Source organism: Streptomyces sp. NPDC014907 (genome assembly GCF_055562975.1).
Window position 1 is genome coordinate 133,800 of record NZ_JBVHEG010000003.1, and the last position, 19,461, is coordinate 153,260.

Genomic DNA, 19,461 nt, shown 5'->3' on the forward strand with positions numbered 1-19,461 from the left:
CGGGGCTCCCGGGCCCCGGGCCGTCAGGCCATCAGGAGGGACGGCGTGTCCTTCCACTTCAGGATCTTGTCGAAGCTGACCACCGCGCCGCCGCGGACCGAGCGGTTGCCGAAGTGCACGTGGTCGGCCAGTTCCTCGATCAGCCGCAACCCCCGGCCGTGCTCGGCGTCGGCGGGGGCGGCGGGAGCGACGGGCGCTCCCCCGTACGGCGCGCGCTCCGTACGGGCCGCGCTCCCGGCGTTCCCCGCGCCCGCCGGGCCCTCCCTCCGGGCCGTGTCCTCCGCGTACGCCGTATCCTCCGCGTACATCGTGTCTCCCGCGTACGCCGGGTTCTCCGCTCGGGGGAATCCCGGGCCCGAGTCGGCCACCTCGATGCGGCAGGTCTCGCCGTCCAGGTACGCCGTCACCCGGTACGCTCCCGCGAGCGCCCCGCCAGGACCGGCACCGGGCCCGGGGTGCGCGCCGCCGTGCTCGACCGCGTTCGTACACGCCTCCGTCAGCGCCACCGACAGCTCGTACGACACGTCGGGATCGACCCCCGCCGTCTCCATGGTGCCCAGCAGGAGCCGGCGCGCGAGCGGCACGCTCGCGGCCTCGCGCCGCAGATGGAGTGACCACAAGATGCTCATGCTCCGGCCTCCCGGCAGCGGATCGGCGGCTCAGCAACCCGACGTACCGATAGCTATTGCCATGCGGGAGGCTCCGTAAGCACCCGGGGGCGCGGGGAGCGCCCGTTCGGCGGATACAGCGGGCGCGCGTACCGGTGTATGTCCCCCGGGAAGAAGCACGCGGCGGGCCGGAGAGACGCCCCGAAGCCCCGAAGGGGGCCAAGAGCGACCTTCCGGACCTGCCGTGTGCCGGTGAGGGGCGTGGTGCGATGATGGGGCCGCCATGACTGCCCCCGCGCTCGCTCCACGGCTGCTGAGGGCCGCGGTCTTCACCGCGGTCTGCGTCGTGCTGTCCGCGCTGGGGCACTCCCTCGCGGCGTGCGCGGGCGTCGCGACGTGGTCCCTCGTCGCCGGCTTCCTCGGCGTCTTCGGGGTCTCCGTCCTCCTCTGCGGGCGCGCGCGTTCCCTCGGTGCCGTCGTCGCCGCGCTCACGGCCGGACAGCTCGGTCTGCACGTCCTCTTCGGCCTCGGACAGCACCGGGCCGCCCTGGGCGACCGGGCCGACGACGTCCTCGTCCGGGCGGCGGCGAATCTGGTCTGCGGGGCGGAGCCCGCGTCGCTCTCCCCCGCAGACGCCACCAGGATCATCAGGGACGCCGGGATCGACCCGGCCACCGTCCACGCCCACCTGGGGCACGCGGCCGCCACGATGCCGACCGCTTCCGCCAACGGGCCGTTGCTGCCCGGCCTGCCCATGCTCCTCGGGCACCTGCTCGCCGCCCTGGCCACGGGCTGGCTGCTGCGGCGCGGCGACCACGCCCTCGGCCGGCTCGTCGAACTGTCCGGACAGAGCGCGACGGAACTCGCCGCCTGCGGCCCGGTCCGTGTGCTGCGGGCCGCGCTCCGGCTCGTACGGGCCCTGCTCGCCGGGCTGCCCACGGGGCCGGGACCGGGCCCGCGGCGGGTCCCCCGTACCGCTTTCGACTCCTCGCCGCCGCCGGTGGCCGGGGCACTCCAGCACACGGTGATCAGGCGCGGCCCCCCGGCCGCCGACTGCGTCCTCGCAGCCTGACGCGGCCTGCCCGTTCACCCGACGGTCCATCCGTCCGACGGGGAAGGCCGTGCCCGTCCGTACGCCCGCGCGGATTTCCGCCCGGGGCCGCCGGACCCTCCCGTCCTTCCACGGGTCCTCTCCGACCCCTCTCCGAGCTGGAGTGTCTTCCGTCATGAACGTTCTCCGCGTCTCCGCCGCCCGCGCCGCCCTCGCCGGGGGCATCGCCCTCTCCTCCGTCGCGCTGCTGTCCGGCACCGCCTTCGCGCACGTCGGCGTGCAGCCGCAGGGCGAGGCCGCCAAGGGCGGCTACGCCACCGTCAACATCAAGGTGCCGAACGAGCGCGACAACGCCTCCACCGTGAAGCTGGAGGTCAGCTTCCCGCTCGACCACCCGCTCGCCTCCGTCATGCCGCAGCCCGTTCCCGGCTGGAAGACCGAGGTGACGAGGAGCAGGCTCGACAAGCCGCTGGAGCTCCACGGCAAGAAGATCAACGAGGCCGTCTCCAAGGTCACCTGGAGCGCCGACGGCTCGAAGATCGGCCCCGGGGAGTTCCAGCAGTTCCCGCTCTCCCTCGGCCGCCTCCCCGAGGACACCGACCAGATCGTCCTGAAGGCGGTGCAGACGTACGACAACAAGGAGGTCGTGCGCTGGATCGAGGAGCAGAAGGAGGGCGCTGAGGAGCCGCAGAACCCGGCCCCCGTCCTGAAGCTCTCCGCCGCGTCCGACGACCACCACGGCGGTGCCGCGCCCTCCGCCTCCGCCGCCACGGACGGGAAGGACGGCCACGGCACCGGGAAGGGCGACCGCGAGGAGACGGCCGCCGCCCCGGCGGGCTCCTCTTCCTCCTCCGACACCACCGCCCGGGTCCTCGGCGTCGTCGGCATCCTCGTCGGCGCGGCCGGCGTGGCCTTCGGCGTCCTCGCCGGCCGCCGCCGCTCGGCCTGACGGCCACCCCCTCCCCAAGGACACGGAAAGAAACAGCATGTCCGCAGAGAAGTTCACAGAGAAGACCGCGGCGAAGTCCCCGGAGAAGACCCCCGCGGACGCGTCCGCGAACGCGGGCGGTCCGGCCCGGCCGGGACGGCGCACCCCGCTGGTCGTCGCCGCGGTCGCGATCGTGGCCGCGATCGGCGTCACCGTGGCCGTCGGAGCCGGTGACGACGTCGGCAAGCCCTCCGGCTCGGGCACCGGGGTCGTCGCCGAGGTCTCCGGCGGCACCGACCCCGCCAAGGCCGCCACCCTCCTCGACCGCCCGTTCGCCAAGCCCGCGCTCGTCCTCACCGACACCAAGGGCGACAAGTACGACCTGCGCGAACGCACCAAGGGCAGGCCGACCCTGATCTACTTCGGCTACACCCACTGCCCCGACGTCTGCCCCCTGACGATGAGCAACATCGCCATCGCCAAGAAGCAGCTCCCCAAGGCCGACCAGGACAAGCTCCAGGTCGTCTTCGTCACCACCGACCCCGAGCGGGACACCTCCGCCGAACTCGCCAAGTGGCTGCCCGCCGCGGGCGACCCCTCCTTCACCGGTCTCACCGGCGATTTCTCCGCCATCCAGGCAGGGGCCCGGCAGATCGGCATCGGCATCGACCCGCCGAAGAAGGAGAAGGACGGCAAGGTCGTCTCCATGCACGGGGCCCAGGTGGTCGCGTTCTCGCCCACCACCGACCAGGGCTACGTCCTGTACGGCGAGGACACGACCGTCGAGGACTACGCCAAGGACCTGCCGAAGATCATCAGGGGGGAGAACCCGTGACCCGCCGCACCACCGCCCTGTCCGCCCTGGCGCTCGCCGCCGCGCTCGCCCTGGCCGGGTGCTCGTCCGGGAACGACTCCGCGGACGGGAAGCCCGTGCTGAGGGTCAGCGACGCGTTCATGCCCCAGCCGGTGATGGACATGGCCGGCGGCTTCCTCACCATCACCAACGAGGGGGCCGCGGCGGACCGGCTCACCTCGGTCACCAGCCCCCTCTCGGACGACGTCACGATCCACGAGACGAAGGACCAGAAGATGCGGGAGGTGAAGTTCTTCGACATCCCCGCCAACGGGAAGCTCTCCCTGGCACGCGGCGGCAGCCACATCATGTTCATGGAGCTGAAGAAGAAGCCCAAGCGGGGTGAGAAGGTCAGCGTCGAGCTCCACTTCGAGAAGTCCGGCCCCATCAAGGTCGACCTTCCCGTCGAGGCCGCCAACCACAACCCGCAGCAGCACTGACCGTGTCCACGGCATCCGGACAGAACCGGCGCGACCGGTCGGCACGGGCCGGCGCGACCGTGCCGCACCGATCCGACCGGACCGTGCCACACCGACCCGACCGGACCGTGCCGCACCGACCGGATCGGTCCGCGCCGATCCGGTCGGATCGGTCCGCACCGACACGGCCGGCCAGAGCCGACGGAGTGACCCAGAGATGACAACCACCGCCCCGCGCCTCGGTGCCGCCCTGGCCCGGCTGCTCGTCCTCGCGGCCGCGCTGCTCGGCACGCTGCTCGCCGGCGCCGCGCCCGCCTCCGCGCACGCGGCGCTGACCGGCAGCGACCCGAAGGACGGGGCGGTGGTCGCCACCGCTCCGGAAGGGGTCAACCTCACCTTCTCCGAACAGGTCGCCATGAGCGCCGACTCCATCCGGGTCCTCGACCCGTCGGGACGGCGGGCCGACACCGGCGAGATACGCGACCTGTGCAGCGGCTCCGTCGTCCGGTACGGGGTGGGGCTCCGCGCCGGCCTGCCCGACGGCACGTACACCGTGGCCTGGCAGACCGTCTCGGCCGACAGCCACCCCGTCGCCGGTGCCTTCACCTTCTCCATCGGTGCCCCCTCCTCGACCTCCGTCGCGCTGTCCGACCGGGCACCCGGCGGCGGCCTCGTCGGTGCCCTCTACGGCATCGCGCGCTATCTCTCGTACGCCGCCTTCGCCGTCCTCGTCGGCGGCGCCGCGTTCGTCCTGGTCTGCTGGCCGCGTGGCGCGAGCGCCCGCCCGGTGCAGCGGACGGTGGTGCGGGCCTGGCTGACCCTCACCGGCGCCACCCTGGTGCTGCTGCTCCTCCGCAACCCGTACACCGGCTCCGGAGAACTCTCCGACGCCTTCGACCTGGCCGGTCTGAAGAGCGTCCTGGAGACCAAGACCGGTGCCGCGCTCACCTCCCGGCTGCTGCTGCTCGGTGCGGCCGCGCTCTTCGTGGCCGTCCTCTTCGGCGCCTACACCCGGCGCACCGACCCGAAGGAGAAGAAGGACCTCACCTTCGGCCTCGGTGTCGGCGGCGCCGTGGTGGCCGCCGGGATCGCCGGCACCTGGGCCCTCGCCGAGCACGCCTCGACCGGCCTCCAGCCGGGCATCGCCATGCCCGTCGACATCCTGCACCTCCTCGCCGTCGCCGCCTGGCTCGGCGGCCTGACGGTGCTGCTCGTCGCCCTCCACCGGGTGCCGTCCGTCGAGCGCGCGGCGGTCGAGCGCTTCTCCAAGGTCGCCTTCGGCTCCGTGGCCGTCCTCGCGGCCACCGGCCTCTACCAGTCCTGGCGCCAGGTCGGCTCCTGGTCCGCCCTGACCGGGACCCGCTACGGGCAGCTCCTCCTCGTCAAGATCGGTCTGATGGGCGTCCTCATCGGCATCGCCTGGATCTCCCGCCGCTGGACCCGGCGGCTGGCGGACCCCGTGACGGACGGAACCGGTGGGGCCGATGAGGCCAGTGAGGCAGAGGGGTCCGGCGGGGCCGACGGGATCGACGGGCCCAGTGAGACCAGTGGGACTGGCGGGGCCGGTGGGTCCGGCGGGGCCAGTGGGTCCGGCGGGACCGATGCGAGCGGCCGGGCCGACGAGGTCGACGGAGCCGGTCGCACCACCGGCCTCTCCGTCACCGATCCCCCCGTCACCGACCCCACGCGGGCCGCTCAGCTCGCCCGGCAGCGGGCCGCCGTGGCGACCGCCCGGCGCAAGCGGGAACGGGACGCCGACCCCGAACGGTCCGGGCTGCGCCGCTCGGTGCTGACCGAGGCAGCCGTCGCCGTCGTCCTCCTCGCCGTGACCACCGTCCTCACCTCGACCGAGCCCGGCCGCACCGAGGAGGAGTCCGGACGGTCCACCGCCGCCTCCGGCCCGGCCGCGGTACCCGACCGGCCCGTCGACATCCGGTTGCCCTTCGACACCGGGGGCGTCGACGGCAAGGGCGTCGTCCGTCTCAGCCTCGATCCGGGCCGCACCGGCGCCAACGCTCTCCACCTCTTCGTCGAACGTCCCGACGGCAAGCCGCTGGACGTTCCCGAGATCAAGGCCGCCTTCACCCTGGAGGCGAAGGACGTGGGCCCGCTGCCCGTCGTCCCCGACCGCATCCAGGCCGGACACTGGAGCGCGAGCGGCGTCCGGATTCCCATGCCCGGCGAATGGAGGATCCAGGTGACCGTCCGCACCTCCGACATCGACCAGACCACCATCGACAAGAACGTGAAGATCGGCTGACCCGCGTGAGCAAGAGCGACAACATCGAGTTTTCCCGGCGGCGCCTCCTCGGCACCGTCGGCGCGGCGGGAGCGGCCGGCCTGGTCGTCGGCGCGGCCGGTGGCGCCGGGGTCTCCGCGGCCGTGTCGGGTGACGGCGGCGCGAGCGGGACCGGCGGTCCGGCGGCCCTCACCACGGTCGGCTCGACCGAGGTGATGTTTCACGGGAAACATCAGGCCGGCATCACCACCCCTCTGCAGGCTCGGGGGCACCTGGTCGCCTTCGACCTCGCCCCCGGGGCCGGCCGCAAGGAGGCCGTCGCCCTGATGCGCCGCTGGTCGGTCACGGCGAAGGCGCTGATGTCGGGCAGGCCGACGGCCCAGGACACCGGAGTGGCGCTCGACGCGGGTCCCTCCTCCCTCACGGTCACCTTCGGCTTCGGCCGCACCTTCTTCGACCGCACCGGGCTCGCCGCCCGTCGTCCCGCCGCGCTCGATCCGCTGCCGGCGTTCTCCTCGGACGCCCTGGACCCCCGGCGCTCGGAGGGTGACCTGTGGGTGCAGATCGGTGCCGACGACGCCCTCGTCGCCTTCCACGCGCTGCGTGCCGTGCAGAAGGAGGCCGGTGACTCGGCCCGGGTCCGCTGGCAGATGAACGGTTTCAACCGCTCGGCCGGTGCCACCGCCAAACCGATGACCGCCCGCAACCTCATGGGCCAGGTCGACGGCACGGGCAACCCGAAGCCCACCGATCCCGACTTCGAGCGACGGATCTTCGTCCCGGCCGGAACCACCGGTGCCGAAGCATGGATGGCGGGCGGCTCGTACGCCGTGGTGCGACGCATCCGGATGCTCCTGGACGACTGGGAGAAGCTGCCGCTCGCCCGGCAGGAGGAGGTGATCGGGCGACGGAAGTCCGACGGGGCCCCGCTCACCGGTGGCACCGAGACCACCGAACCCGACCTCGACAAGCGCGGCCCCGACGGGAGGACGGTGATTCCCGACAACGCCCACTCCCGGATCTCCGCCCCCGAACAGAACGGCGGAGCGGCGATGCTGCGCAGGCCGTTCTCCTTCCACGACGGCATCGCTCCGGACGGGACGCCGGACGCGGGGCTCCTCTTCATCTGCTGGCAGGCGGACCCGCTCCGGGGGTTCGTCCCCGTGCAGCGCAAGCTCGACCGGGGCGACGCGCTGTCCCCGTTCATCCGCCACGAGGCGAGCGGTCTCTTCGCGGTCCCGGGCGGCCCCGCCGAGGGCGAGTACGTGGGGCAGCGGCTCCTGGAGGCATGAGACCGCCCGGGCGGAAGCCAGCCACCGGCGGCCCGGGATCGGCGGACCGGGACGCCCGGCGACCATTAGGGTGACGGTATGTCCGCCACTCGGTACACCTATCTCGGCCCCGAAGGCACCTTCACGGAGGCGGCGCTGCGCACGCTGCCCGAGGCCGCGACCCGGGAACTCGTCCCCATGGTCTCGGTCCCCGCCGCGCTCGACGCCGTACGGAACGGGGAGGCCGCCGCCGCACTCGTCCCGATCGAGAACTCGGTCGAGGGCGGGGTGACCGCGACCCTGGACGAGCTGGCCTCCGGCGAGCCGCTGATGATCTACCGCGAGGTGCTCCTCCCGATCGCCTTCGCGCTCCTCGTCCGGCCCGGCACCAAGCTCTCGGACATCAAGACGGTCACGGGCCACCCGGTGGCGCAGCCGCAGGTCCGGAACTGGCTGCGGAAGCACCTGCCCGAAGCGGTGTGGGAGTCGGCCGCCTCCAACGCGGACGGGGCCCGGCTGGTGCAGGAGGGCCGCTTCGACGCCGCCTTCGCGGGGGAGTTCGCGGCGGTGACGTACGGGCTCGAAGCGCTGGTCACCGAGATCCACGACGCGGAGAACGCCGAGACCCGGTTCGTGCTGGTGGGCAGGCCGGCCCGTCCCGCGGCCCCGACGGGTGCGGACAAGACCTCGGTGGTGCTGTGGCTGGGTGACGATCATCCGGGTGCCCTTCTCGAACTGCTCCAGGAGTTCGCGGTGCGCGGGGTGAACCTGATGCTGATCCAGTCCCGTCCCACGGGAGCGGGGATCGGGAACTACTGCTTCGCCGTGGACGCCGAGGGCCATATCTCGGACAGGCGGGTGGGCGAGGCGCTGATGGGGCTCAAGCGGAACTGCCCCAAGGTGCGCTTCCTGGGCTCGTACCCGCGGGCGGGCGTCGTGGCCGAGGACGTGCCGGCGCTGCGGCGGGGCACCTCGGACGTGGAGTTCATGGCGGCCTCCGACTGGTTGGCGAGGGCCCAGGACGGTCGGGCCTGATCGGAGGATGACGGACCGCGGCTTCGTGCGTGCGCGGTCGTCCACAGGCGCGGGCCACTAGTCCTACCTGCATATTTTTCAGTTACCCACAGAGGTTATCCACAGGCGCACTCTCCGGCCTGGGGACAAGTCGACACCGGGTTTCGAAAAGGTCGACAAATCACCCCCTTCCCCCCCTCTCTCCCCAAGGGCCGTCCACAGCACCTGACCGGACGTCCCGTCAGCACGTTTCGCAGAGCCCACCCTCCAGAGGGAGGAATTCCCCCCGAAGGGGTGGTTCCGCGAGGTTTGACCGCGCGATCCACCGGCATGCGATCGGGAATCCCCTCCCTCTTTTCGCCGGTCCACAGATTTTCCGCACAGCCTGTGGATAACTAAATGCGGAAGCGTCGACTCCGGGATTGCCCGGATCAAGAACAAGAGGGCAATTCAGCAGAAATGCCACTTCGCGTCGCGTGGTGACACGCACTCCGTTATCCGGTGGGGCCGTGCGAACGCGCACCGGTAGCCTGGTGGGGTGATTGACCTTCGCCTGCTCCGTGAGGACCCCGACCGTGTTCGCGCCTCCCAGCGCGCCCGTGGAGAGGACGTCTCCCTCGTCGACGCCCTGCTCTCCGCCGATGAGCGGCGCAGGTCGTCCGGCGTCCGCTTCGACGAGCTCCGATCCGAGCAGAAGTCGCTCGGCAAGCTGATCCCCAGGGCCACCCCGGAGGAGCGCGCCGAACTCCTGCGGAAGGCCGAACAGCTCAAGACCGACGTCAAGGCGGCCGAGGCCGAGCAGAACGAGGCCGACGAGACGGCCAAGCGGCTCCTGCTCCAGCTCGGGAACATCGTCCACACGGACGTCCCGGTCGGCGGCGAGGAGGACTTCGTCGTCCTGGAGACGCACGGCACCATCCGCGACTTCGCGGCCGAGGGCTTCGAGCCCAAGGACCACCTGGAGCTGGGCGAGGCGCTCGGCGCGATCGACGTGGAACGCGGCGCCAAGGTGTCCGGCTCGCGCTTCTACTACCTGACCGGCGTCGGCGCCCTCCTGGAGCTCGCCCTCGTCAACGCGGCGATCGCCCAGGCGACCGAGGCCGGCTTCATCCCCATGCTGACCCCGGCGCTCGTCCGTCCGCGCGCCATGGAGGGCACCGGCTTCCTCGGCCAGGCCGCGGAGAACGTGTACCACCTGGAGAAGGACGACTACTACCTGGTCGGCACCTCCGAGGTCCCTCTCGCCGCGTACCACATGGACGAGATCATCGACGCCGACAAGCTGCCCCTGCGGTACGCGGGCTTCTCGCCCTGCTTCCGCCGCGAGGCCGGCACCTACGGCAAGGACACCCGGGGCATCTTCCGCGTCCACCAGTTCGACAAGGTCGAGATGTTCTCGTACGTCGCGCCCGAGGACGCGGAGAACGAGCACAAGCGGCTCCTGGAGTGGGAGAAGCAGTGGCTGACCGGACTGGAGCTTCCGTTCCAGGTCATCGACGTCGCCACCGGCGACCTCGGCGCCTCCGCCTCCCGCAAGTTCGACTGCGAGGCGTGGATCCCGACGCAGGGCAAGTACCGCGAGCTGACCTCGGCGTCGAACTGCGACAGCTTCCAGGCCCGCCGCCTCTCCGTCCGCATGCGTGACGAGGAGGGCGGCAAGAAGACGGTGCAGCCGCTGGCCACCCTGAACGGCACGCTGTGCGCCGTACCGCGCACGATCGTGGCGATCCTGGAGAACCACCAGCTGGCGGACGGTTCGGTGCGGGTGCCCGAGGTGCTCCGGCCGTATCTCGGTGGCCGAGAGGTCCTGGAGCCGATCGCCAAGTGAGCCCCTTCCCCTACCGCCTGGTCGCGACGGACCTCGACGGCACGCTGCTGCGTGCCGACGAGTCCGTCTCGGACCGTACGCGGAACGCGCTCGCCGCCGTCACGGCGGCGGGCGCCGCCCACATCGTGGTCACCGGCCGGGCGGTGCCCTGGACCCGGCACATCCTCGACGACCTCGGTTACGACGGGATCGCGGTGTGCGGGCAGGGCGCGCAGGTCTACCACGCCGGTGAACACCGACTGCTGACCTCGCTCACCCTGGACCGGCAGCTCGCGGGGCTCGCCCTGTCCAAGATCGAGGCCGAGGTGGGCCCGCTGGCGCTCGCCGCGAGCCGCGACGGCCTGGAGGGCGAGGTCCTGATGGGCCCCGGCTACCGGGCCCACGAGGGTCCGCTGCCGTACGTGCCGTACGAGGACCCGGCGGAGCTGTGGTCGGCGCCGCTGACCAAGCTGTACATCCAGCACCCGACGCTGACCGACGACGAGCTGACCCGAGCCGCCCGGGCGACGGTCGGCGGCCTCGTGGACATCGTCATGGCGGGACCCGGCATCGTGGAGATCCTTCCGCTCGGGCTCAGCAAGGCCACGGGGCTCTCGCTCGCCGCGCGCCGGCTGGGCGTGAAGGCGGCGGAGACGATCGCCTTCGGCGACATGCCCAACGACATCCCCATGTTCGGCTGGGCGGCCCACGGCGTGGCCATGGGCAACGCGCACGCGGAGCTGCGCGCGGTGGCCGACGAGGTGACCACGTCGAACGAGGAGGACGGCATCGCGGTCGTCCTGGAGCGACTGCTGAACGCCTGAACGGACGGTCCGGAACGGGGCTGACAGCTCCGGACTGACGGTCCGGAACGGAACCGGCAGCTCCGGACGGACGGACCGGGGCCCGGCGGCCCGGAACACGGACAAGGAGGGGCGGCCCGCGTGGACCGCGGTCCACGCGCTCGAAGCGGCCGCCCCTCCCTTTCGGGAGGTCCCCCGTGCCCCCCGTGCGACTAGTGTGCGCCGGGCGGGCGGTGGGGAGCGACCGGTTTTCCGCGCGTCAGCGGACGGCAGGCGAGGCCGGCGGCAAGCGAGACCACGTGCCCCAGGTCGGTGTACGTGCGGTCGGTGACGAGCGGGACGGCGAAGAACGTGACCGCCGCCGCGAGGTGGAACGGCCGCCAGGGGCGGGCGAGCCGGTAGGTGAGGACGCCGGCCGAGGCGGCGAGACCGTAGCTCACCCCGATGTCCACGACGTGCGCCATGCTGCGCGGCACGTCGTGGAGGCGGATGGCCGCCAGGACCACCTGCTGGCTGACGAGCGTCGCCCCGATGTGCCCGACGGCGACGACGACGAACCACTTCAGGGTGCCGAGCCACCGCTCCACGGGTGCGTGCAGGACCTCGAAGAGCACCGCGTACAGCAGGACGTCCGCCGGGTGCTCGATCCAGAACGCGCTGGCGAGCAGGGCCCGTACGGGGTGGTGCGCGAGCTGGTGGAGATTGCTGCTGTTGCGGTGGAGGAGGTAGGTGTCCACGGCCGCCGGGGAGAGCGCGATGACGAGGCTGGTGAGCGCGATGATCGCCAGCCACACGTGTGTACCGGGAGACGAACGCACCCAGGACCTGATCGGCCGGGACGGTTCGCCACCCGGAGGGGTTTCGGTCGGCACCTCCCCGTGCCTATCACCCGGACCCGTCCGGTCCGGGGAGCAACCTGCGGGTGCCGGAAGAAACCTTCCGGCCCCGCGGAGGAGCTCCCCGGCCGGGAGGACCTCAGAAGTTGATCATGTGCCCGGCGATCCCGTGGATCGCCTCCTTGACGGCCTCGCCCAGGGTCGGGTGCGCGTGGACGTTGCGGGCGACCTCGTGGACGGTGAGGTCCCACTGCTGGGCCAGGGTCAGCTCGGGCAGCAGCTCGGTGACGTCGGGGCCGATCAGGTGGGCGCCGATGATCTCGCCGTACTTCCCGTCCGCGACGATCTTGACGAAGCCGGTGGCGTCGCCGAGGCCGTGCGCCTTGCCGTTCGCGACGAACGGGAACTTGGCGACCTTGACGTCGAAGCCCTTCTCACGGGCCTGCGCCTCGGTCCAGCCGAAGCTGGCGATCTGCGGCTGGCAGTAGGTCGCGCGCGGGATCATCGGGTAGTCGAGCTCCATCGTCTCGGCGTCCCCGATGGTCTCGGCCGCGATGACGCCCATGGCCTCGGCGGTGTGCGCGAGCATCAGCTTCGCCGTGACGTCACCGATGGCGTAGATGTGCGGCACGGAGGTGCGGCAGCGGCCGTCGACGTCGATCGCACCGCGCTCGGTCAGCGCGACGCCGGTGTTCTCCAGTCCGTAGCCGGTGACGTTCGGCGCGAAGCCGATGGCCTGGAGGACCTTGTCGGCCTCCAGGACCTTCTGGGCGCCGTCCTTGCCGGTGACCGTGACGCGGACCCGCGGGCCCGACTCGTCGATGGTCTCGACGCGGGTGGAGGTCAGGACGTCGATGCCGAGCTTGCGGTACTGCTTCGCGAGCTCCTTGGAGACCTCCTCGTCCTCCAGCGGCGCGATGCGGTCGAGGAACTCGACGATCGTGACCTTGGTGCCGTAGTTGTTCAGCACGTACGCGAACTCGATGCCGATGGCGCCGGCGCCGGCGATGACGATCGACTCGGGGGCGTCCTCGGCGAGGATCTGCTGCTCGTACGAGACGACGCGGTCGCTCAGCGAGGTGCCGGGGAGCATCCGCGGGGAGGCGCCGGTGGCGATGACGCAGTTGTCGAAGGTGATCGTCTCCGAGGTGCCGTCGGCCTTGGCCACCTGGAGGGTGTTCGCGTCGAGGAAGGTGCCCCGGCCGCTGAACTCGGTGATCCCGTTCTTCTTCATCAGGAAGTGGACGCCCTTGACGCGGCCGTCCGCGACCGTGCGGCTGCGGCGGAACGCCTCCGTGTAGTCGAAGGAGACGGTGCCGTCGACCTTGATCCCGAAGGTCTTCGCCTCGTGGTGGAAGATGTGGGCGAGTTCGGCGTTGCGCAGCAGTGCCTTGGTGGGGATGCAGCCGACGTTCAGGCAGACACCGCCCCAGTACTTCTCCTCGACGACCGCGACCCGCTTGCCCAGCTGGGCCGCGCGGATGGCGGCGACGTAGCCGCCGGGGCCAGCTCCGAGTACGACGACGTCGAAGCGGTCTGACATGACTGACTCCCGAGGGTGGTGAGGGTGTTCCGTCCGCGTACGGCCCCACAGTAGTCCCGTGTTCCCGGGCGGGTCAGTTGTAGGATGACCGGGCAATCGGGCAGGTGGAAAGGTCGGAACGGCATGGCTCTCAGGGCGGCGGGGCGGACCTCGCTGGTGGACTCCGTGGTGGAACAGCTGCGCGGTCAGCTCGCGAACGGGGAGTGGGCGGTCGGCGACCGCGTTCCCACCGAACACGAACTCGCGCAGCAGCTGGGAGTGGGCCGCAACACGGTCCGCGAGGCCGTCCGGGTCCTCGTCCACGCCGGACTCCTGGAGTCCCGCCAGGGCAACGGCACCTTCGTCAGGTCCACCGCCGACCCGGCGGCCGTCCTGCGCGGAGTCCGCCACGCGGGCGCGGCCGACGTCCTCGAACTGCGGGTCGCCCTGGAGGCCGAAGCGGCCCGGCTCGCGGCCGCACGGCGCGACACCCATGACCTGCTGCGGCTGCGGGCGGCCCTGACCTCCCTGCGGGAGGAGGGCGACCGGGACGCGGACGCGGACCTCGCCTTCCACATGGCCGTCGTCGGCGCCACCCACAACGCGGCCTTCGTGGAGGTGTACCGCTTCTTCTCCACCCAGGTGCACGAGGTCCTGGTGGCGGCCCTGGGCGACCGGGAGATGCCGCCGGTCGACATCGACGCCCACGAGGCCCTCGTGGCGGCGATCGAGGAGGGCGACCCGGACACGGCCGAACACCGGGCCCGCGAGCTGCTGCGGGCACCGCTGGAAGCGGTGGCGGGGCTGACGGGAGAGGGCCGATGAGCACCGCGGCACGTACGGGAGACTCCCCGGCACGCGCGGGCACGGAGGCCTCCCCGGCACCGGTGGCCGCGGAGGGCTCCCCGCCGCCCGTGCTCGTCGACGCCGAGGCCGGGGCACGGCCCTCGGCGACGGGGACGGCGGCACGGCGCGCCCTGCTCGCGCACCCGGTACTGCTCCTCACCGGGATCGTGCTGGCCTCGCTCAACATGCGGGCCGCCCTGGCGAGCGTGGCCCCCCTGGCCGGGGAGATATCCGCCGGCTTCGGACTCTCCGCCACGGCGAGTTCGCTCGTGACGGCGGTGCCGGTGCTCTTCCTGGGCGCGGGCGCGGTGGTGGCGCCGAGGCTGGGACGCCGGTTCGGCGCCGAGCCCGTGCTGTTCGCGGCCCTCCTCCTGCTCGGCGCCGGCATCCTCGTGCGCGTCCTGCCGTCCGTGTACGCGCTGTACGGCGGCGGAATCCTCGTCGGGACGGCGATCGCCCTCCTCAACGTGCTCATGCCGGGCCTGATCAAGCGCGACTTCCCGGACCGGGCCGCGTCGATGACCTCGGTGTACACGGGCGCGATGATCGCGGGCGCCACGGTGGCCGCGGCGGCGGCCGTGCCCCTGGAGAATGCTCTCGGCGGCGGCTGGCAGGCCTCCCTCGGCTTCTGGTCGCTGCTCGCCGGGGTGGCGGCGGTCGCCTGGCTTCCGCAGGTGCTGATCGCCCGGGGCCGTACCGGCCACGAGGTACGGGCCGTCCCGGCCGGGGGCTCCCGCCCGGTGAGCGTCTGGCGCTCGACCCTCGCCTGGCAGGTCACGCTCTTCATGGGCCTGCAGTCGCTCTGGACGTACGTGCTGATCGCCTGGATGCCGACGATCTTCACCGACCACGGGATGGACCGCTCCACGGCGGGCATGGTCTTCGCCTTCAACAACCTGGTCCAGGTGGCGGGCGCCTTCCTGGTGCCGTTGCTCGCGGGCCGGATGCGGAGCCAGCGTCCGCTGGTCGTGTTCGTCACCGTGCTGGTCGCGGGCGGATACGCCGGTCTGATGGCGGCACCGGTGGAAGGGGCCTGGCTCTGGTCTGCGGCCCTCGGGGTGGGCCAGGGCGGGGCGGTCGGTCTCGCCCTGACCCTGATCGTGCTGCGCTCCGGGGACGCGGCGACCGCCGCCGGGCTCTCCGGAATGGCCCAGACGGTCGGCTACCTCCTCGCCGCCGCGGGCCCGCCGGCGGCCGGTGCCCTCCACCAGGCCACCGGCTCCTGGACCCCGCCGCTCTGCGGAGTCCTCGGCGTCTGCGTCGCGGCCCTCGTCGTGGGCCTCCTCGCGGCCCGGAACCGTACGGTCTGAGGGCCGGGAGCTACGGCCGGGCCCCGGTGCGGGAGGAGCGGGACGGTTCCGGGAAGGGCCTGCCGGAACCGGGGCCCCTCCCCTCGGAGCCGTACCGCTCCCGTGGCCCGGTGGGCCTACTCCTCGCCCGCCAGGGTCAGTCTGCGGAGCTTCTGGCCCGCGAACCAGGTCGCCGCGACCGTGACCACCGCGAGGAGCACCGCCGCCGTGGGAAGCCCGACCTCGGAGGTGACCAGGCCGTCGCCGGTGACCTTCTCGGCGAGGGCGAGGGCCCACTGCTGGACGCTCAGGGTGCGGGCGCCCGCGATCAGGGAGCCGAACAGGGCCTCCCACACCAGGGCGTAGACCAGGCCGATCACCACGGCGTGCCGGCTGACCGTGCCGAGGAGCAGGAACAGCGCGCTGTACGCGATGGAGGCCACGAGCGCGGCCACCGTGTACGCCACCGCCACCTGCTGGCCGTTGCCGTTGAGGACGAGGCCGGCGATCAGGGTCGGCACCGCAGAGAAGACCATCGTCACCGCGATCGCCACGATCAGCTTCGTGAAGATGATCGTGGGCCGCTTCACCGGCTTGGAGAGCAGGTAGACGATGGAGCCGTCGTCGATCTCGGGGCCGATGGCGCCCGTGCCGGCGATGACGCCGATCAGCGGGACCATCGTGGCGAGCGCGAAGCCGCCGAGGACGTCGGCCGCCACTTGGTCGTCCGCGCCGTTGAACATGCGGACCGCGACCGCGATGACCAGCAGCAGTGCGGGCAGCAGGAAGAGGATCAGGGCCCTGCGGCGGCCGAGGAGGGCCCGGTAGGTGAGCCGGGCGACTGTGGGGTTGTACATCGGTCAGGCTCCTTTCAGGCCGCGACGAGGTAAGAGAAGACCGATTCCAGGGACTCGTCCGAGGGCGAGACCGTCAGGAGACGGACCCCCCGCTCGCGCGCGACCTTCGGAAGCAGTTCCGTGAACCGCCCGAAGTCGACCGCCTGGACGCGCAGTCCGCCCTCCACGTGGTCGACCTCGATGCCGGCCGTGGACGGGTCGGCGATCAGCGCCGCGGCGAGGGCCCGGTCGTCGCTGGAGCGGACGAGGTAGCGGTGCGGCCGGTCCGTCATCAGGCGGCGGATCTTGCGGAAGTCGCCCGAAGCCGCGTGCCGGCCGGCCACGATCACCTCGATGTGGGAGGCGAGCTGCTCCACCTCCTCCAGGATGTGCGAGGAGAACAGGACCGTGCGGCCGTCCGCGCCCATCCGCCGCAGCAGGTCCATCAGCTGCATGCGCTGGCGCGGGTCCATGCCGTTGAACGGCTCGTCGAGCAGGAGCACGGACGGGTCGTGGACGAGGGCCGAGGCCATCTTCACGCGCTGCCGCATGCCCTTGCTGTACGTGGAGATCTTGCGGTCCTGCGCGTACTCCATCTCGACCGTGGCCAGGGCCCGCTGGGCCTCCACGGCGCCGAGGCCCTGCAGTTCCGCGTTGGCCAGGACGAATTCGCGGCCCGTGAGGAAGTCGTACATCGCCTCCCGTTCGGGCACGACGCCGATCTCGCGGTAGACCGACTCGTTCCCCCAGATCGTCCGCCCGTCGAGGGTGACGGTGCCGGTGGAGGGGTCGAGGAAGCCGCCCATCATGTTGATCAGGGTGGACTTTCCGGCGCCGTTGGGTCCGAGGAGGCCGGTGACGCCGGGGCCCACCGCCATGGTGACGTCGTTCACGGCCACGACGTTTCCGAACCAGCGGGAGACGTGGTCGATGTGAAGGGTGCTCATGGGCGCTGCCCATTCCTTTGAGGGGTGGTGGCGGGCGACGGAAGCGCGGTCACAGTCCGACCTTTCGGTAACGGCGCATCAGGATGCCGTACGAGGCGGCCACGAGCGCGAGGACGACCAGGAGGTAGACCACTCCGACGGCGGCGTCCGGTCCGTCGCCGCCGGGGAAGGAGGAGGGAGCTCCGAGGAAGGCGGTCTGCACCCCGTCGATGAGCGTGATCGGTGAGAAGAGGCCCAGCCACTCGATGGCGCCCGGGTTGTCCGTGCCGTACGCGATGCCCTGGAGGGTGGAGACCGCTCCGTACGAGATCGTCAGCGTGGCGATGACGGCGGCGACCCCGAAGCCCCGGCGCGGGGTGAGGGCCGCCATGACCAGGCCGATGCCGCCGAAGAGCAGTGACAGCAGCGCCACGGAGGTCAGGCCCTGGCCGAACATTTTGGTCTGCTCGGCGAAGTCCATCTTGGCCAGCAGGGAGCCGATCCAGAGGATCAGCAGCGGGACGGCGGTCAGGATGAAGAGCGCCGAGGCCATCGCGCCGAACTTGGCGAGCACGTAGTCCGCGCGCTCGATCGGACGGCAGAAGTACAGCGGCACGGTCCTGAACCGGAGGTCGCGGGAGACGGACTGGGGGGCCTGGGAGGCCAGGTAGATGCCGATGACGACCTGGAGGAAGATCGCGTACTGCGTGTACTCGATCGAGAGCCGGCTCTGCTTCGTGACCACCGCGACCGCGACGATGATCAGCGCGGGGGCGCACATCACACCGGCGAGCAGCATCGGCAGCACCTTGGACTTGGCACTGCGGCCCAGTCCGTACGCGCCGCGCAGCGACTGCGAGAAGAGCGAGCGGCGCGCGTACGACCGGCCCAGGCGAGGGCCGTCGTAGGACCGGTAGCCGATGTTGTGGATGCGGGTCGTGTCGGGAGCGGCCTGGGAGGGCTGGGGAGCCTGGGTGCTCATCGGGCCGGCACCTCCTCGTGCGGTGTGGACGCCGCGGCGGCTTCCGGGCGGAAGACCTCGGCGATGTGGTGGCGGCGCTGCTCCATGCGGACGAGACCGAGACCGAGGTCGGCGACGGTGTCGCGCACGAGGTCGTACGTCTCCTCGCCCGCCGCCTCCAGGAGCAGGATGTGACCGGCACCGGGCAGGCCGTCCTCCGTGCCCGGGTGGAGGGTGACGCCCGCCGCGGCGAGTGCCGTGCGGAGCGCCGCCGTACCGTCCGGATGCGTGTCGGAGTCGGTCACCTCGACCGCGAGGGTCGTGGTGATCCGGGTGAAGTCGCTGGTGGAGCTGGAGCGGAGGAGCCGCCCGCCGTCGATGACGACGACGTGGTCGCAGGTGCGCTCCAGCTCACCGAGGAGGTGGGAGGTGACGAGGACGGAGATGCCGAAGTCGGTCCAGACCCGGCGGATCAGTCCGAGCATCTCGTCCCGGCCGACCGGGTCGAGGCCGTTGGTCGGCTCGTCGAGGAGGACCAGCTTCGGGTCGTGGACCAGCGCCTGGGCGAGCTTCACCCGCTGCTTCATGCCGGTCGAGTACCCGCCGATGGGGCGGTAGCGCTCCTCGTACAGCCCGACGTGGCGCAGGGTGTCGGCCGTCCGTTCGCGGGCGGCGGTCGCGGGCAGCCCGGACATGCGCGCCATGTGGACGACGAACTCGGTGGCCGAGACGTCCGGGGGGAGGCAGTCGTGCTCGGGCATGTATCCCACGCGTTCGCGGATCTGGGCGCCGGAGGTCCGGACGTCGAGGCCCAGGACCTCCGCGCGGCCCTCCGTGGCGGGGGAGAGTCCGAGCAGGATCTTGATCATCGTGGACTTGCCGGCTCCGTTGGCACCCACAAGTCCGGTCACACCGGGCCCGATGTCCAGGGAGAGCCGGTCGAGAGCGGTCACCCGGGGGAACCGCTTGCTGAGGCTTTCGGTCGCGATCACAGTCACGCTTCGACGGTAGTGGTGTGGGCCACACCGGTCGTCAGACCAACGGCTCGACCTCTCTCCGACCAGAGGAGTACAAGCCCGTAGGGGCGGAACGACGAAAGTCTTTTTCCGCCGGGCTCCCGCACCTCTCACGGCGGACTTTTCCACAGGCCGCCGCCCACCCCCTTGACGCAGCCGCCGAGCATTGTCACATTCATTGATGTCAAGTTAGGAACGCACGGCGCTGTCAGGCGCTCACACGGGACGGCGGGCGG

General features: G+C 71.8%; 18 protein-coding genes. 11 read left to right on the top strand and 7 right to left on the bottom strand.

The genetic code is table 11. The annotated features are described in order from the left end of the window. Nucleotides 1-23 precede the first annotated feature (23 nt). The gene (locus ACZ3IL_RS09805) at nucleotides 24-629 is read right to left on the bottom strand and encodes an ATP-binding protein (RefSeq protein WP_467388424.1); all 606 of its coding nucleotides are present in this window, start codon (nucleotides 627-629) and stop codon (nucleotides 24-26) included. A 262-nt stretch (nucleotides 630-891) separates the two neighbouring features. Here ACZ3IL_RS09805 and ACZ3IL_RS09810 point away from each other — a divergent pair, with 262 nt between their 5' ends. The 9 genes from ACZ3IL_RS09810 to ACZ3IL_RS09850 all read left to right on the top strand — a co-directional run bounded on the left by ACZ3IL_RS09810 (nucleotide 892) and on the right by ACZ3IL_RS09850 (nucleotide 11,014). Next, complete coding sequence (locus ACZ3IL_RS09810) at nucleotides 892-1,680, top strand: hypothetical protein (protein ID WP_467388426.1); 789 nt, start codon at nucleotides 892-894, stop codon at nucleotides 1,678-1,680. Between the two features lie 154 nt (nucleotides 1,681-1,834). Beyond that, nucleotides 1,835-2,608 (top strand): YcnI family copper-binding membrane protein, encoded by a 774-nt coding sequence (locus tag ACZ3IL_RS09815; protein ID WP_467388428.1) that lies wholly within the window; start codon nucleotides 1,835-1,837, stop codon nucleotides 2,606-2,608. A 37-nt stretch (nucleotides 2,609-2,645) separates the two neighbouring features. Next, nucleotides 2,646-3,422, top strand: a complete 777-nt coding sequence (locus ACZ3IL_RS09820) for an SCO family protein (protein ID WP_467388430.1) — start codon at nucleotides 2,646-2,648, stop codon at nucleotides 3,420-3,422. Continuing rightward, nucleotides 3,419-3,880 carry a copper chaperone PCu(A)C gene (locus ACZ3IL_RS09825; protein ID WP_467388432.1) on the top strand — a complete coding sequence of 154 codons (462 nt, stop codon included), beginning with the start codon at nucleotides 3,419-3,421 and terminating at the stop codon, nucleotides 3,878-3,880. Before ACZ3IL_RS09820 ends, ACZ3IL_RS09825 begins: the two co-directional genes overlap by 4 nt. Before the next feature lie 196 nt (nucleotides 3,881-4,076). Beyond that, nucleotides 4,077-6,119, top strand: coding sequence for a copper resistance protein CopC (locus tag ACZ3IL_RS09830; protein ID WP_467388434.1), 2,043 nt, complete (start codon nucleotides 4,077-4,079; stop codon nucleotides 6,117-6,119). A gap of 5 nt (nucleotides 6,120-6,124) precedes the next feature. After that, entirely contained in the window at nucleotides 6,125-7,390 is a 1,266-nt protein-coding gene (gene efeB, locus ACZ3IL_RS09835; protein ID WP_467388436.1) for an iron uptake transporter deferrochelatase/peroxidase subunit, read from the top strand. Nucleotides 7,391-7,468: 78 nt separating this feature from the next. Beyond that, nucleotides 7,469-8,404 carry a prephenate dehydratase gene (pheA, locus tag ACZ3IL_RS09840; protein ID WP_467388438.1) on the top strand — a complete coding sequence of 312 codons (936 nt, stop codon included), beginning with the start codon at nucleotides 7,469-7,471 and terminating at the stop codon, nucleotides 8,402-8,404. A 517-nt stretch (nucleotides 8,405-8,921) separates the two neighbouring features. After that, nucleotides 8,922-10,211, top strand: a complete 1,290-nt coding sequence (gene serS / locus ACZ3IL_RS09845) for a serine--tRNA ligase (protein WP_467388440.1) — start codon at nucleotides 8,922-8,924, stop codon at nucleotides 10,209-10,211. Next, entirely contained in the window at nucleotides 10,208-11,014 is an 807-nt protein-coding gene (locus ACZ3IL_RS09850; protein WP_467388442.1) for an HAD family hydrolase, read from the top strand. The genes serS and ACZ3IL_RS09850 overlap by 4 nt, the downstream gene beginning before the upstream one ends. A 191-nt stretch (nucleotides 11,015-11,205) precedes the next feature. Here the strand turns inward: ACZ3IL_RS09850 and ACZ3IL_RS09855 are convergent, their stop codons facing one another. Both ACZ3IL_RS09855 and lpdA read right to left on the bottom strand, forming a co-directional pair. After that, nucleotides 11,206-11,865: a rhomboid-like protein gene (locus ACZ3IL_RS09855; RefSeq protein ID WP_467388444.1), complete on the bottom strand. Its 660-nt coding sequence runs from the start codon at nucleotides 11,863-11,865 to the stop codon at nucleotides 11,206-11,208. Nucleotides 11,866-11,968: 103 nt separating this feature from the next. Then, complete coding sequence (gene lpdA, locus ACZ3IL_RS09860) at nucleotides 11,969-13,372, bottom strand: dihydrolipoyl dehydrogenase (RefSeq protein WP_467388446.1); 1,404 nt, start codon at nucleotides 13,370-13,372, stop codon at nucleotides 11,969-11,971. A 123-nt stretch (nucleotides 13,373-13,495) separates the two neighbouring features. On the opposite strand from lpdA, the gene ACZ3IL_RS09865 reads away from it, so the two are divergent. Both ACZ3IL_RS09865 and ACZ3IL_RS09870 read left to right on the top strand, forming a co-directional pair. Then, the gene (locus ACZ3IL_RS09865; RefSeq protein ID WP_467388448.1) at nucleotides 13,496-14,176 is read left to right on the top strand and encodes a FadR/GntR family transcriptional regulator; all 681 of its coding nucleotides are present in this window, start codon (nucleotides 13,496-13,498) and stop codon (nucleotides 14,174-14,176) included. Next, a complete protein-coding gene (locus ACZ3IL_RS09870; RefSeq protein ID WP_467388450.1) occupies nucleotides 14,173-15,507 on the top strand; it encodes a CynX/NimT family MFS transporter in 1,335 nt (444 codons plus the stop codon). The genes ACZ3IL_RS09865 and ACZ3IL_RS09870 overlap by 4 nt, the downstream gene beginning before the upstream one ends. Nucleotides 15,508-15,623: 116 nt before the next feature. On the opposite strand, the gene ACZ3IL_RS09875 is transcribed toward ACZ3IL_RS09870, so the two are convergent. Genes ACZ3IL_RS09875 through ACZ3IL_RS09890 form a run of 4 tightly spaced genes read right to left on the bottom strand, consistent with a single transcriptional unit; the run spans nucleotide 15,624 to nucleotide 19,201 of the window. Next, nucleotides 15,624-16,343 (bottom strand): ABC transporter permease, encoded by a 720-nt coding sequence (locus ACZ3IL_RS09875; RefSeq protein ID WP_467388452.1) that lies wholly within the window; start codon nucleotides 16,341-16,343, stop codon nucleotides 15,624-15,626. Nucleotides 16,344-16,357: 14 nt separating this feature from the next. Continuing rightward, complete coding sequence (locus ACZ3IL_RS09880) at nucleotides 16,358-17,269, bottom strand: ABC transporter ATP-binding protein (protein WP_467388454.1); 912 nt, start codon at nucleotides 17,267-17,269, stop codon at nucleotides 16,358-16,360. A gap of 49 nt (nucleotides 17,270-17,318) precedes the next feature. Further along, entirely contained in the window at nucleotides 17,319-18,230 is a 912-nt protein-coding gene (locus ACZ3IL_RS09885) for an ABC transporter permease (protein WP_467388456.1), read from the bottom strand. Continuing rightward, on the bottom strand, nucleotides 18,227-19,201 hold the full coding sequence (locus ACZ3IL_RS09890) for an ABC transporter ATP-binding protein (RefSeq protein WP_467389266.1): 975 nt from the start codon (nucleotides 19,199-19,201) through the stop codon (nucleotides 18,227-18,229). The genes ACZ3IL_RS09885 and ACZ3IL_RS09890 overlap by 4 nt, the downstream gene beginning before the upstream one ends. Nucleotides 19,202-19,461 lie beyond the last annotated feature (260 nt).